The following is a 13,795-nucleotide window of genomic DNA, read 5'->3' as shown; positions in this document are numbered from 1 at the left end:
GGCCCCTCCCGCGCGTCGCCGGGTGCGGGTGATTCGTGGTGGCGGCGGTCTCAGGCGACGGGCATCGATGTACCGGCACGGCCCCTCCCGCGCGTCGCCGGGTGCGGGTGATTCGTGGTGGCGGCGGTCTCAGGCGTCGGACCCGAGGATCAGGCCCGATGTCGGAACCCCGGTTCCTGCGGTCACCAGCACACGGCCGGCGCCGGGTATCTGGTTCACGGAGGTGCCCCGCAGCTGCCGTACGCCCTCCGCTATCCCGTTCATCCCGTGCAGATACGCCTCCCCGAGCTGTCCCCCGTGCGTGTTCAGGGGCAGCCTCTCCTCGGCGACGAAGTCCGCGGCCTCGCCCGGCTTGCAGAAGCCGAACTCCTCCAGCTGCATCAGCACGAACGGCGTGAAGTGGTCGTACAGGATTCCCACGTCGATGTCCGCCGGGCCCATACCCGCCGTCCGCCACAGCTGACGGGCCACCACGCCCATCTCCGCGAGCCCGGTCAGGTCGTCCCGGTAGAAGCTGGTCATCTGCTCCTGCGCCCGGCCCGCGCCCTGGGCGGCGGCCGTGATCACCGCCGGGGACCGCGGCAGATCGCGGGCCCGCTCCACGGAGGTGACCACCAGCGCCTGGCCCCCGTCGGTCTCCTGGCAGCAGTCCAGCAGCCGCAGCGGCTCCACGATCCAGCGCGAGGCCGCGTGCTCGGCGAGTGTGATCGGTCTGCCGTGGAAGTACGCGGCCGGGTTCGTCGCCGCGTACTTGCGGTCCACCACCGCGACATGGCCGAACGCCTCGGGGGTCAGGCCGTAGGTGTGCAGATACCGCCGCGCCGCCATCGCCACCCAGGAGGCCGGGGTGAGCAGCCCGAACGGCAGGGCCCAGCCCAGCGCCGCGCCCTCCGCCGACGGCTCCCGCCGCTGCACTCCCGAGCCGAACCTGCGTCCCGACCGCTCGTTGAACGCCCGGTAGCAGACCACGACCTCGGCCACGCCGGTGGCGACCGCGAGCGCCGCCTGCTGGACGGTCGCGCAGGCCGCCCCGCCGCCGTAGTGGACGCGCGAGAAGAAGGACAGCTCCCCGATCCCGGCCGCCTGCGCGACGGTGATCTCCGGGCTGGTGTCCATCGTGAACGTCACCAGGCCGTCCACGTCACCCGGCGTCAGTCCCGCGTCGTCGAGCGCGGCGCGCACCGCGTCCACCGCCAGCCGCAGTTCACTGCGCCCCGAGTCCTTGGAGAACTCGGTGGCCCCGATGCCGACGATCGCCGCCCGCCCGCCGAGGCCGTCCCGCTTGCGCACACTCATACGGCACCGCCCTCGGACGGCGCCTCGGCAGGGTCGGGGGCGGCGGACACCGGGACGGTCACCGTCACCGTGCCCGTGACGTGCCGGCCGATGCCGTTGGCGCCGAGGATCCTCACCGTCGCCGTGTCACCGTCGACCTCCTCGACGGAGCCGGTCAGCACCATGGTGTCTCCCGGATGGTTGGGGGCGCCCAGCCGTATCGCCACCCTGCGCAGCACGGCGGCCGGGCCGAAGTGGTCGGTCACGTACCGTCCGACCAGGCCGTTGGTCGTCAGGATGTTCATGAAGATGTCCGGCGATCCCTTCGCCCGTGCCAGGTCCGCGTCGTGATGCACGTCCTGGTAGTCGCGTGAGGCGATCGCCCCGGCCACGATCAGCGTGCGGGTGATCTCGATCTCCAGCGGCGCCAGTACGTCGCCCACCCTCATGTCCCCGCCTCCCCGTTCGCGATCAACTCCCCTAGCTCCTGCAGCAGTTCGCCCCCGCAGCCCAGATACGCGTCCAGCTGCCGGCCCCACAGGAAGTGCCGGTGCACGGGGTGCGCGAGGTCGGCGCCCGCCCCGCCGTGCAGATGCTGGCCCGTGTGCACCACCCGCCGGCCCGCCTCGGAGGCCCACCAGGCGGCCGTGAGGGCGTGCGCCCGGTACGGCAGCCCCTCGTCGCGCCGCCAAGCGGCCTCGTACGCCGTCACCCGGATCGCCTCGGTGTCCATGTGCGCGTCGGCGGCGCGCAGTTGGACTCCCTGGCGGGCGGCGAGCGGCTGCCCGAACTGCTCGCGCGTGTTCGTGTGCTCCACGGCCCGCGCCAGCGAACCCGCGCACACTCCGGCCTGGAGCCCGGCGAAGGCGGTACGGGCCGTGGCCAGCAGGTCGTCGTACGCGCCCGCGGAGCCCAGTGCCTCCCCCGGCACCCCGTCCAGCGTCAGCCGCCCCGCCGACCAGGGCGCCGTCAGTTCGACCGGCTCGCTCAGCGCCGCCTCCGCGGTGCGCACCAGCCAGAGCCGGCGCAGGTCGTCGGCGACGAGGACATGGGTGGCGTCGCGCAGCCACGGCACGGCGGGAAGGACGCCGGTCAGCTTCCCGGACGTGGAGAGGGACGAGGAGGCCGGCGGGGAGGCGGACAGCGTGCCCGTGCCCGGCATCGCCCCGGCCACCACCACCGTCCCGTCGGCGATGCCCGGCAGCAGCCGCTCGCGCTGCTCCGGCGAACCGTGTGCCGTCACCGCGAGCAGTCCGTACACACAGCTCGCGGCGAACGGCACCTGCGCCGTGGTGCGCCCCTGCTCCTCCAGCAGCAGTACGAGCCCGAGGAGCCCGGTGTCCGCGACCGCCCCCACCAGCCCGGCGGCGCACAGCTCCTTCCACAGCCCGGCGTCACTGCCCGTCCCGGCCGCGGTGAGCCGTTCGTGGGTGGAGTGGTCGCCGAGGATCCGCGCGGCCAGGTCCGCGGCGGCGGCCTGCTCCTCGGTGGGGGTGAAGTCCATGTCAGCTCCCCTCGCCCGAGCGGCCGGCGGAGGCGGCGGCCCGGAAGACCGGCAGCTCCACGTCCTCGTCGTAGCGCCGGAACGCGAGCCGCACCGGCATCCCGATCCGCACCTCGTCGTACGGCACGCCCACCACGTTGCTCACGATCCGCACGCCCTCGGCGAGTTCGACCAGAGCGACGGCGTAGGGAGGGTCGAAGGCCGGGAACGGCGGATGGTGCATGACGACGTACGAGTACACGGTCCCCTCGCCGCCCGACTCGACCGTGTCCCAGTCCGGGCAGCCGCACGCCCCGCACCCCGGCAGCCACGGGAATCTCAGCGTTCCGCAGGCCGTGCAGCGCTGGATCAGCAGCCGATGCCGCCCGACGCCCTCCCAGAAACCTGCGTTGTCCCGGTTGATCACCGGCCGCGGACGCCTGCTCTTCGTCTCGGAGCTCTTCGTCCCGGAGTTCTTCGTCCCGGAGTTCTTCGGCTCGGCGCTGCTCGTCCGCGCGCTGCCCGATGAGCCCGGAGCCGTCTCCGTGCTCATCGGACCCCGGGGCGCCGGAGCGTACTTGAGGATGCGGAACCTGTGCGTCCCGGCGAGCTCGCCGCCCGCCCGGATGTCCATCCGCGTGGTGACGAAGTACCCGGTACCCAGCTTGGTCGTCTTGCGCCCGGACACCGACTCGATCATCGAGTCGAAGGTGATCTCGTCCCCGGGGCGCAACGGACGCAGATACTCCTGTTCGCAGTCGGTGGCGACGATCGAGGTGTATCCGGCGCCGTCGAGCAGGGCGAACAGCTCGTCGTAGGTCCTGGAGCGGCCGGGGCGGTCGGCGTGCCCGGAGAGGCCGCTCATCGTCCACGCCTGGAGCATGGTGGGCGGGGCCACCGCGTCCGGCCCCTCGTAGGCCGGGTTGGTGTCGCCCATGGCCTCGCACCAGTGCCGGATCATCGGCGCGTTGACCAGGTCCCGGCCGACACCCCCGACGGTGGCCGCGCGCCCCTGGTACTTCTTCAGACGCTCCGACAGCTCGTCCCCGTCACCCCCGGAACCATCGGGCCCGACGTCCTTCCGCGCCACACCTCCGGGCACCGCCCCCTCCCGCACCGCGCCGTCGGGCGCGAGGCCGTCGTCACGCGCCGCGGAGCGCTCCCCGTCCGTCCCCCGGCCGCTCACCGCCGCCCCCGCCTCATGCCGAGCCGCATCGTCGCGACGATCTCCCGCTGCACCTCGCTCACCCCGCCCCCGAACGTGTTGATCTGCGCCGCCCTGTTCATCCGCTCCAGTTCGCCGCCCCCGAACGCCCCCGGCGAACCGGAGCGGACCAGCGCCCCGGTTCCCACGATGTGCTGGCACATCCGGTACACCGCGACCGCGGACTCGGTTCCCATGACCTTCACGCCGCTCGCGTCCCCGGGCGCCGGACCGCCGGCTCCCACATCCCCCACCAGACGCCAGTTGAGCAGGCGGGACGCCGCGAGCCGCGCGTGCACCTCGGCGAGCTGGGAACGCACCCACGGCTCGTCGGCCGCGCGCCGCCCGCTCACCGGGTCAGGGGTACGGGCCGCCTCCAGCGCGGCCGCGTAGAAGTCCTCGGCCTGCATGCCGATCGCGGCGAGGGCGACCCGCTCGTGGTTGAGCTGGCTGGTGACGATTCCCCAGCCGGCGTTCTCCTCGCCGACCAGGTTCCCGGCCGGGACGCGGATCCCGTCGTAGTAGGTCGCCGTGGTGGTCTGGCCGCCCACGGTCTCGATCGGTGTCCACGAGAAGCCGGGGGCGCCGGTGGGGACGAGCAGGATCGAGATGCCCCGGTGCCGGGGCGCGTCCGGGTCGGTCCGGCAGGCGAGCCAGATCCAGTCGGCGTTCTGGGCGTTGGACGTGAAGATCTTCTGCCCGTCGATCCGCCAGGACCCGGCCTCGTCACCGGCCGCTCCCGCGATCCCCCCGGACCCCGCCTCCCGGACGGCACGCGTACGGAGCGAGGCGAGGTCCGTGCCGGCCGACGGCTCCGAGTACCCGATGGCGAAGACGAGGTCCCCGCTCAGGATGCGTGGCAGGAAGAAGTCCTTCTGCTCATCGCTGCCGTATTTCATGAGGGTCGGCCCGACGGTGTTCAGCGTGACCATCGAGACGGGAGCGCCGGCCCGGTAGGCCTCGTCGAAGAAGACGAACTGCTCGTCCGCCCCGCGCCCCTGCCCGCCGTACGCGACCGGCCAGCCGAGCCCGAGCAGACCGTCGGCGCCGATGCGGCGCAGCAGCGCCCGCTGTCGTGCCGGGTCGTCGGCGGGCGGCGGCCCGTCCGGCATCAGATCCCGGAAGTACGTGCGGAGCTCGGCGCGCAGCCGCTGCTGGCGCTCGGTGGGGGCGAGGTGCACGGCGGCGGCCCTCCCGGACCTCGTACGAACAAGGTTTTCTGACTGTCCGTCAGATACTGTCGCCTGTCAAGGTCATGGGCCCCCGGCCCGGACGAACCGCGGTTCGTCCGGGCCGGGGTGCTCCCGCGACGGCACCGGAACACGTCTGCGCGACGGCACCGAAGCGCCGTCGCGCAGACCTCGTGAAACACCCCCACCCCCCGGATCCCCACCCCTAGAGCCCTACCCCCCGGAGGAGCCCCCCGGCCGACGGAAACCCATCGGCCCCGCCCCTCAGAGCCCGACGAAGCCGATCAGGACGTTCGAGTCGCCCTGGCCGAGGGCGGCGGACAGGGGCGGGGCCGCGACGGCGGCGAGGACGCGAGCGGTACGGATGCCTGCCATGCGAGTTCCTCCAGAAGCGGTTGTGCGCACCGGCGGTGAGCCGGGACGCAAGGGAAATACGGCTTGTTCCAGGGCGGTTGGCCGGCCGCCCCGGCGTTGTCCACGACGTCGCGAGTCAAGAGTTGCCCAGCGCATCCCCGGCGAACCGTCACAGAAGGCGTGATTCCCCCTCAAGCGTGAGGACATATCGATAAAACCCCTTCACGACCACGAAGTGCCTGCTCGGATCCCTGCCGACCGCTCAACCCGAGTGCCGCGGCAACTGAAGCGTTCCGGCGCGTTTTCGGCCGATCTCGCTCATCGCACACCCCGCGTCCTCACACACCCCGAGGACTCTTCCCTTTTTCGAACACTCGTACGAACATGGAGACATGGCCACCATCGACCGGCGGGCCACCACTCTGGCCCTGGCTCACGCCCTGTCCGCAGCCGAGCGCGGACTGGCGGTGATCCCGCTGTCCCGTACGAAGCTGCCGGCCCTGCGCTCACCCCACCGCGACGATCCCGATCCCCTCCCCTGCCACGGCGCATGCGGCCGCTTCGGGCACGGCGTGTACGACGCCTCGACCGAACCCCGGCGCATCCGCGAACTCTTCGCCGCCGCCCCCTGGGCCACCGGCTACGGCATCGCCTGTGGGCTGCACCCGCACCACCTCATCGGCATCGACCTCGACACCAAGTCCGATACGGACTCCTCGACGGCCCTGCGCGAACTGGCGCTGCGCCACCTCTTCACGATCCCGGACACGGTCGTCGTCCTGACCCCCAGCGGCGGCCGCCATCTGTGGCTGAGCGGACCGCCCGACGCCGTCGTCCCCAACTCGGCGAGCCGGCTCGCGCCCGGCATCGACATCCGCGGCGCCGGCGGCTACCTCGTCGGCCCCGGCTCACGCACCGAACACGGCGTGTACGAGACGGCCCCCGGCACCGCCCGGCTCGCGCCCGCACCCTGTCCGCCCGAGCTCCTGCGCCTGCTCCTGCCGCCGCCCGCGACCCGCGCGCACCACCCCACACCCACCGCGACCGACCGGCAGGGCCAAGGACTCGTCCAGTTCGTCCTCACCGCGCACGAGGGCCAGCGCAACACCCGCCTCTTCTGGGCCGCGTGCCGTGCCTACGAGAACGGCATCGGCCCCCGACTGGTCGCCCCGCTCGTCCGGGCCGCCGTCCGCACGGGCCTCACCGAACGAGAGGCCCGCTCGACGATCGCCTCCGCGGCACGGATGACGGCCCCTTCGTCCCGGCGGCACTGAAGCGACGCCGTCACCCACGGACGCTCCGGCTGCGGCCCCTCGGCCGTCCCGCCCGGGGAGCGGTCCCCGGGCCCGGAGGCGGTGCGCGACCACTGGCAGCGGTGGACCGGCGGGCCACCGGGCCGGTGACGGAACCGCGGACGATGCACACGTACGGGGTGCCGCAAACCAGGTTTCACCACACGTACGGGTGAGCGTCGGAACCTGACGGCCGGGTATGGAGTCACTGGCTTGGAGCTGCGAAGGGGCCTGGCCCGATGACGGCCCGAGTGGCGAAAACGCCCGGTGACAACGGCGTTTCCGGAAGGAAGCGATGACACGGAACACGTTTCCGGTCCTCATGAGGCAACAGCGTGTGCGTGTCTACACCGAACCAAACGTCTCGATTGTTCAGAATGTCGGCAACTGCCCCATTTGAAACTTTGAAGTTTCGCTGCCGAGGAGCGTGGCATGCAGGTTCGCAGGTGGCTCCCAGGCCAACCCACCCATATCGGTCGACACGACTGGCCGGACGAGGGCGACGACACAACACACCTGCGGTTGCGGGCCGGCTCCATCGTGGTACTCGACCGACAGGCCTGGCGGATCCTGGAGATCAACGACTACGCGGGCGACTGGTGGCCGGAGTCCTATGAGAAGGCGTGGGGCGAACACGTGGAGTTGTGGTGGCACGCCAACGAACTGCGGCGGGCCAACAACCAAGCGGTCAAACCGGCCCCCGAGCGCGCCGAGTTCTACAAGCGCCCGGTGGTCCTGGTCCTGCGCAGCGAGAACCTGCCCCGATCCGCGCCGAAGCACTGGTGCGCTCCCGCCAGCCACGACTGGCAGGTCCTCCCGGAGCACTACGCCGTCTGCCGCGCCTGCGGCGAGCTGCCGCCCTGTCACCACGGGGAGTACCGCTGGGAGGGCGGTCCCCGCCGGCCGGAGCAGAGCGGCGGCATCCCGCTCATGGTGCCGGAGGGCTGCTGCATGGGGTGCGCCGAGCAGATCAAGCCCCGGGGACGAACCGTGCACTTCCCGGGCCCGAACCTCTGGTACCCGGACCTGGGAGAGAACACCGCGGTCTTCCACACCCGCACCGCCTGCGCCGATCAGGTCGACTGCTACCGCATGCAGTGGCAGGCCCAGTACAGCCCCCGCGCCTCCACGCACTCCGCCACCCTGGCGTTCCCGGGTTTCGAACACTTCCTGCTGCCCCGGACGCGTCGCGCGCCGGACCTGGTCCCACACGTCCAGCAGGTCTCCCACAGCCCGTACGCCGCACAGCCCTCACCGGCTCTGCCGTCCCGGCCGGAAGCGGAGACACACGCCTCCCCGGGCCCGTACACCGCACAATCCTCACCGGTTCTGCCGTCCCGGCCGAAGGCGGAGGCACATTCCTCCCCGGTCAGCGGCTCCGGCACCTTCCACCTCCCGTTCGACAGGTACCGGAGGGAGCCGGAGACCGGCGCGATGCCGGCCGGCCCGTCGGCACCCGCCGTTCCTGAGCCGACGCGCCGGCCGGCCCCCGCGGCTTCCGGCGTGCCCACGGCGAACCCGGCCGTGCCGGTCCGGCCCGCCGCACCGGGGTCTCCTCCCCCGGCCGAGGCGTCCGCGCCCGCCGCCGCTCCGCCTCCCCCTCCTGCCGAGAGCGCCGGGGCAGCCCTCCAGGCGGCGCAGGAACTGGGCCGGTCCCTGGCAGAGCGTCCGGCCTTCCACAACGCGGAGCAGGCGGCCAGGGTGATCGAGGAACTCACCGCCGCGGTCCGGAACATCGCGCTCTGCCTGAACAACCCGCCTGCCCGTGAGCACTCCTGACCCGCATACGGCGGCCTGCACAAGGAGCTTCGGGGCGCAACCACCGATCGGCACCATGACGGAGCCTGACCGACGCGGGACGAGCCTCATACGGACGGGGTGCCCCTCAGTGAGAGACACCCCGTCCGGCCGAGCACACCCGTGAACTGCGGTGGGTGTGGGATTTGAACCCACGGTGACTCGCGCCACGACGGTTTTCAAGACCGTTCCCTTAGGCCGCTCGGGCAACCCACCCCGCCCCCGCCCACCTGGGGCGGGAGCGGATACAGCCTACCCGGCTCCGAGCGTCTCGCGGAGGCGCGGTCCACACCGGGGCCACCGGCGTCGAGCGGGCTCACCGACGTCACCGGTCCGGTGCCGGCGGATGGAGCCAGGTGCCGTGACCGTGTGATCGGAGAGAAGGGCCTCCAGGGGTGCCGTCCTGGCCGCCCCATGGAGTACGAACCCACCCGTCGACGTGCGGGAACCCATCGGCTTCGGGTTCGCGAAAAGCCGCTTTCGTGAATACTTCGCCGCCTTGCGCTCACTCGAATGCCACACATCTGAAGGAGGGGGAGCGGCGTTAGCGAAATATGGCGAAAGCAAGTCCTCTCGCTCCACCCGTCTCCGGATCGACGGCACAGGGGCCGGCCGCGGCACGTGCCGTGACAGCCGGGCGGTACACCTGTACGCCTGCCGCCGCGTGCACCTCGCCTGACGCCTTCGGCACCCTGCACGGGGACGGCGCACGCATCGAACTGTGGGCCGCCGAATCGCTCCTCGGCGATTTCCTGACGGTGCCGGACACGGTCCAGGAGGAAATCAACCAGCGGTGGAACGGCCAGGGACGCTCCGGCCGCCACAGCCCTCACGTGACTGGGGCGAATTTCCGTGAATGACGACTATCCGCATCTCTCCTTCGCCCGGTACGGCCAGCAACCCGCATACCCCACCGGACCGGAGACCGGTCAGTACGGCGATCACGTCGACGCCCTGCACGAACAGGGCTGGGATCCGGTCGAGGAACTCACCTATCTCCTCCAGGACGCCGCGGCGGCGGAGCAGGACGTCACCGTGCCGCCCCCGCGCGGCGAACCGGCGTACGCGGACGGGTTCACCGGCGAATTCACCGGTGAGTTCACGGGCGAGTTCACCGGCGACCCGATGGACAACCTGGTGCAGATCACCGCCGAGTTGCCGCCCATCCGGCGCTCGACGGCCGGTCACCGCAAGGTACGGGTCCGCAACCGCCGCAACTGGCTGCAGACCGTCAGCTTCGTGATCGCCGCGGTCGCCGCCGCCACCGTGTCGATGGTGAGCGTCTTCAGCGGCATGGTGGCCTACTCGCCGCTCCAGCGCATCGCGTCCAACGCGCAGAGCGGTACGGGACCTTGGTGGCCCCTTCTGGTCTACGGCCCCTGGGTGGTGGCCTCGCTCTCGATCCTGAGGGCCGCCCTGCACCGGCGCCGGGCCGTGCACTCGTGGTACGTCGTCCTGCTGTTCTCGTCCGTCGCGATGATGTTCTGCGTGGCCGACGCCCACCAGACGGTCACCGGTGTGGCCACCGCCGTCGTACCCGCCCTGGCGTCGTTGACCTGCTTCCAGCAGCTGATCCGTCAGATCACGCTGACCCGGCCGCCCCGCCAGAGCACGTCCCGCCACCGGCAGCGCCCCTGCCCTCCGGCGTCCGCGGAACGCGGCGGCGGCAAGAAGGGTCCGGCGGCCTCGAAGAAGCCGCGCGTCTGACGCGTCCCGGGACTCCGCCCCGGCCGGGGCGGAACAGCCCGCACGCGGAAGGGGTGCCTCCCGGGAGAGACACCCCTTTCGCGCCGGACCGGACGATCAGCTGTCGCCCTCACGGGAACCGAGGGTGACGTCGACCGTGTGGGTCTTGCCGTCGCGCGTGTACGTGAGCTTGACGGTGTCGCCGGGCTTGTGGGTCCAGATCGCGCCGATGAGGGTCGGACCGCTGTCGACCACCATGCCGTCGAGCTTGGTGATGACATCGCCGGGCTTGAGGCCCGCCTTGGCGGCCGGACCGCCGGACTCGACCGCCGAGGCGCCGCTCGCGCCCTGCTCGGTGATCTTCGCGCCGCCCGTGCCCTCCTCCAGGGAGACGGACGCGCCGATCTTCGCGTACACCGGCTTGCCCGACTGGATCAGCTGCTGGGCCACGTACTTGGCCTGGTTGACCGGGATCGCGAAGCCCAGGCCGATGGAGCCGGACTGGCCGGAACCGCCGAGACCGCCGCTGCTCGACGACTGGATCGCCGAGTTGATGCCGATCACCGCGCCCGAGGCGTCGAGCAGGGGGCCGCCGGAGTTGCCCGGGTTGATCGAGGCGTCCGTCTGGAGGGCGCTCATGTAGGAGGACTTGCTGCTGGCGCTGCCGTCGCTGGAGGCGACCGGACGGTTCTTGGCGCTGATGATGCCCGTGGTCACCGTGTTGGAGAGACCGAAGGGCGCGCCGATCGCGATCGTGGAGTCGCCGACGGCCACCTTGTCGGAGTCGCCGAGGGCGAGCGGCTTCAGGTCCGAGGGCGCGTTCTTCAGCTTGATGACCGCGACGTCGTACCCCTGCGCGTGGCCGACCACCTCGGCGTCGTACTTCTTGCCGCTCGGGAAGGTGGCGGTGAGCTTGCCGCCGTCGACCGCGTCCGCCACGACGTGGTTGTTGGTCAGGATGTGGCCCTGCTTGTCGAAGACGAAGCCCGTACCGGTGCCGCCCTCGCCGTTGGTGCTCTGGGCCTCGATGGTGACGGTGCTCGGCAGCGCGCCCGCGGCCACGTTCGCGACGGTGCCCGAGGCGCGCTTGACCTCACCGCTGCTGCTCGGGGCGGAGACCGTCGTCGAGTCGGTGGAGTCGTCGTCGTTCTTGGCCAGCGAGTAGCCGATGCCGCCGCCGACACCGCCGGCGACCAACGCGGCCACCAGGACCGCGGCGACCAGACCGCCGCGCCCGTTCCTCGGCTTCGGCGCGGGCTGCTGGTAGGAGGAACCCCAGCCGCCGGCACCCGAGCCGCCGCCGTCGGCGTACGAAGGTGTGACGGGCGGCGGAGGCGGCCAGCCCGCTTCGGGGGCGGACCCCTGGGTCGGAGCCTGCCCGTAGGGGTCGGCACCCTGCCCGGCTCCGTCCGACGCGTACGCCGGCCCGCCCACGGGCGCCGACGCGTGCTCCGGTGCGCCGGGCACCGCGGGGATCGGAGCGGTCGGCGCGCTCCCCGCGTACGAGGCGCCCTGCGCGGAAGCAGCGGGAGTTTCCACCGGCACGGGAGGTGCGGACGGGGCCGGGGGTACTGCGTTGCCCTCGTTCTCGGTGCTCACAGCTCTTCTCCTCGATCCACGGCTGTTGTTCTCGGTCGCACTCGGTCACGCCCACTCACACTTGTCGATGGCCCGGCGCGATTCAGCTGTGCATGTGCTTTTGTACGCCGTCAGCTTTTCCCACGGGGCGTCAGGGCACCATAAGCGGTGGCTGTGCGTCCGAGACCATCCTTTATAAGGGACTTTTATTACTAAAAGGAATGTCTTGGGATATATCTCACTTCACGCTCGCCCGGCGACGGTGGCACCATGACGCCGTGACCCTCGCACGACAGCACCCGATCCAGGTCGTCGCCCACCGCGGAGCCTCCGAAGAGGCCCCCGAGCACACGTTGGCCGCTTACAAGAAGGCGATCGAGGACGGTGCGGACGCCCTCGAGTGCGATGTACGGCTGACCGCCGACGGCCATCTCGTCTGTGTCCACGACCGCCGCGTGAACCGGACGTCCAACGGCCGCGGAGCCGTCTCCGCCCTGGAGCTCGCCGAACTCACCGCACTGGACTTCGGCTCCTGGAAGAACCGCGACGAGTCGCCCGACTGGGAACACACTCCCGGGAGCCTGACGGACACCTCCGTCCTCACCCTGGAGAGACTGCTCGAACTCGTCGCCGACGCCGGCCGCCGCGTGGAGCTGGCCGTCGAGACCAAGCACCCGACCCGCTGGGCGGGCCAGGTCGAGGAACGGCTGCTCCAGCTGCTGAAGCGCTTCGGCCTGGACGCCCCCGCCTCCCCGGCCGAGTCCGCGGTGCGCGTCATGAGCTTCTCGGCGCGCTCGCTGCACCGCGTCCGGGCCGCGTCCCCGGCCTTGCCGACGGTCTATCTGCTCCAGTTCGTCTCACCCCGGCTGCGGGACGGACGACTGCCCGCCGGTGTCCGGATCGCAGGCCCCTCGATGCGGATCGTACGCAGTCACCCGGGGTACATCGAGCGGCTGAAACGCGCCGGTCACCAGGTGCACGTCTGGACCGTGAACGAACCCGAGGACGTCGATCTCTGCGTTGAGCTGGGCGTCGACGCCATCATCACCAACCGCCCCCGCGCGGTGCTCGGCCAACTGGGCCGCTGACCTGGCCCTGTCCGAGGCGGGCGGCCCTCCGGAAAACGCCGTGGCCACCCCCCGGAAACCATCGAGAATCGGCCACCCGGTCACAGGGAGTGCACCGGCGCGTTCGCTCCGCATTCGATCGTTACGAGTGCGTCAGCAGACGTCGATTGGCCGGTTTCCGGTCCAGTCCAAAGGGGCATCCACACCGTGGCGTGGGGTGAAGGAGGTCTCGGGGGTGGCGTTGGTGGTGGCACAGGAGGTGCCCACGTCGTCGAGCATGGCCGTGCCCCACGGCCCTGCGGGCGTGGGGGAAGCAAGACACCGGATGCGCGATCAACTGCGTTCGGGGGGCTTGGCGGAAACGGTCATCGACGATGCCGTGCTGATCCTTTCCGAGTTGCTCAGCAACGCGTGCCGACACGGCAGGCCCCTGGGCGACGCCCTCGCCGGCGACGGCAACGTGCGCGCGGCCTGGCGTGTCGACCCTGCCGGACGGCTGACGGTCGAGGTGACGGACGGCGGCGGCCCGACCCGCCCGGTGCCCGCGACCCCGTCGGTCACCGCCCGGGGCGGCCGCGGGCTGAACATCATCACGGCGCTGGCCAAGGACTGGGGTGTCCGGGACGACATCCACGGCGAGGTCACCGTGTGGGTGGTCGTCCAGGAGGACGTGGAAACGGCGCGCCGGCGCGACGACTTCGCTACGCGCGTCGCGTCACCGAGGGTGTCCGGGCTCTCCGCCCTGGACTTCGTGGACGCTTTCGACGACCTCGACTGAGCCGTCCCGGGGCGCGCGGACCGGCCGCCGGGCTCCGCGACGACGCGGTGCGTTGTCCACAGGATCCCGTCGGTCTCCGCGCGAACGGCTA

Annotated in this window: 11 protein-coding genes and 1 tRNA gene; 5 read left to right on the top strand and 7 right to left on the bottom strand. The window is 71.6% G+C overall.

Annotated elements, in window-relative coordinates:
• Nucleotides 1–129: 129 nt before the first annotated feature.
• The 5 genes from ACFYW9_RS33875 to ACFYW9_RS33855 form a co-directional block, all read right to left on the bottom strand.
• Nucleotides 130–1,296 carry a lipid-transfer protein gene (locus tag ACFYW9_RS33875; RefSeq protein WP_389158598.1) on the bottom strand — a complete coding sequence of 389 codons (1,167 nt, stop codon included), beginning with the start codon at nt 1,294–1,296 and terminating at the stop codon, nt 130–132.
• Nucleotides 1,293–1,724, bottom strand: a complete 432-nt coding sequence (locus ACFYW9_RS33870) for an acyl dehydratase (protein WP_389158595.1) — start codon at nt 1,722–1,724, stop codon at nt 1,293–1,295. Before ACFYW9_RS33870 ends, ACFYW9_RS33875 begins: the two co-directional genes overlap by 4 nt.
• Nucleotides 1,721–2,779, bottom strand: coding sequence for an acyl-CoA dehydrogenase family protein (locus tag ACFYW9_RS33865; RefSeq protein WP_389158592.1), 1,059 nt, complete (start codon nt 2,777–2,779; stop codon nt 1,721–1,723). The genes ACFYW9_RS33870 and ACFYW9_RS33865 overlap by 4 nt, the downstream gene beginning before the upstream one ends.
• A 1-nt stretch (nt 2,780) precedes the next feature.
• The gene (locus ACFYW9_RS33860; protein WP_389158606.1) at nt 2,781–3,848 is read right to left on the bottom strand and encodes a bifunctional MaoC family dehydratase N-terminal/OB-fold nucleic acid binding domain-containing protein; all 1,068 of its coding nucleotides are present in this window, start codon (nt 3,846–3,848) and stop codon (nt 2,781–2,783) included.
• A gap of 92 nt (nt 3,849–3,940) precedes the next feature.
• The gene (locus tag ACFYW9_RS33855; protein WP_389158589.1) at nt 3,941–5,143 is read right to left on the bottom strand and encodes an acyl-CoA dehydrogenase family protein; all 1,203 of its coding nucleotides are present in this window, start codon (nt 5,141–5,143) and stop codon (nt 3,941–3,943) included.
• Between the two features lie 755 nt (nt 5,144–5,898).
• On the opposite strand from ACFYW9_RS33855, the gene ACFYW9_RS33850 reads away from it, so the two are divergent.
• Together ACFYW9_RS33850 and ACFYW9_RS33845 are read left to right on the top strand one after the other, a co-directional pair.
• Nucleotides 5,899–6,780, top strand: coding sequence for a bifunctional DNA primase/polymerase (locus ACFYW9_RS33850; protein WP_389158586.1), 882 nt, complete (start codon nt 5,899–5,901; stop codon nt 6,778–6,780).
• A 450-nt stretch (nt 6,781–7,230) separates the two neighbouring features.
• Entirely contained in the window at nt 7,231–8,577 is a 1,347-nt protein-coding gene (locus ACFYW9_RS33845) for a hypothetical protein (RefSeq protein WP_389158583.1), read from the top strand.
• 149 nt (nt 8,578–8,726) lie between these two features.
• Here the strand turns inward: ACFYW9_RS33845 and ACFYW9_RS33840 are convergent.
• A tRNA-Ser gene (locus ACFYW9_RS33840) sits at nt 8,727–8,811 on the bottom strand.
• Nucleotides 8,812–9,447: 636 nt separating this feature from the next.
• Between ACFYW9_RS33840 and ACFYW9_RS33835 the strand changes: the two genes are divergently transcribed.
• Nucleotides 9,448–10,302, top strand: coding sequence for a DUF2637 domain-containing protein (locus ACFYW9_RS33835; RefSeq protein WP_389158580.1), 855 nt, complete (start codon nt 9,448–9,450; stop codon nt 10,300–10,302).
• A 96-nt stretch (nt 10,303–10,398) separates the two neighbouring features.
• Here the strand turns inward: ACFYW9_RS33835 and ACFYW9_RS33830 are convergent, their stop codons facing one another.
• Nucleotides 10,399–11,880: a S1C family serine protease gene (locus ACFYW9_RS33830; protein ID WP_389158577.1), complete on the bottom strand. Its 1,482-nt coding sequence runs from the start codon at nt 11,878–11,880 to the stop codon at nt 10,399–10,401.
• A gap of 257 nt (nt 11,881–12,137) precedes the next feature.
• On the opposite strand from ACFYW9_RS33830, the gene ACFYW9_RS33825 reads away from it, so the two are divergent.
• Complete coding sequence (locus tag ACFYW9_RS33825; RefSeq protein WP_351869549.1) at nt 12,138–12,947, top strand: glycerophosphodiester phosphodiesterase; 810 nt, start codon at nt 12,138–12,140, stop codon at nt 12,945–12,947.
• Between the two features lie 127 nt (nt 12,948–13,074).
• Entirely contained in the window at nt 13,075–13,704 is a 630-nt protein-coding gene (locus ACFYW9_RS33820) for an ATP-binding protein (protein ID WP_389158573.1), read from the top strand.
• Nucleotides 13,705–13,795 lie beyond the last annotated feature (91 nt).

Origin of the sequence: Streptomyces sp. NPDC002698, assembly GCF_042888945.1 — a bacterium.
GTDB lineage: Bacteria > Actinomycetota > Actinomycetes > Streptomycetales > Streptomycetaceae > Streptomyces.
This window is presented reverse-complemented; position numbering and strand designations above follow the sequence as displayed.

Bases quoted from the DNA above. Each gene is read 5' to 3' on its own strand.
- ACFYW9_RS33875 (WP_389158598.1), bottom strand. From the start codon at position 1,296: ATGAGTGTGCGCAAGCGGGACGGCCTCGGCGGGCGGGCGGCGATCGTC.
- ACFYW9_RS33845 (WP_389158583.1), top strand. From the start codon at position 7,231: ATGCAGGTTCGCAGGTGGCTCCCAGGCCAACCCACCCATATCGGTCGA.
- ACFYW9_RS33870 (WP_389158595.1), bottom strand. From the start codon at position 1,724: ATGAGGGTGGGCGACGTACTGGCGCCGCTGGAGATCGAGATCACCCGC.
- ACFYW9_RS33865 (WP_389158592.1), bottom strand. From the start codon at position 2,779: ATGGACTTCACCCCCACCGAGGAGCAGGCCGCCGCCGCGGACCTGGCC.
- ACFYW9_RS33850 (WP_389158586.1), top strand. From the start codon at position 5,899: ATGGCCACCATCGACCGGCGGGCCACCACTCTGGCCCTGGCTCACGCC.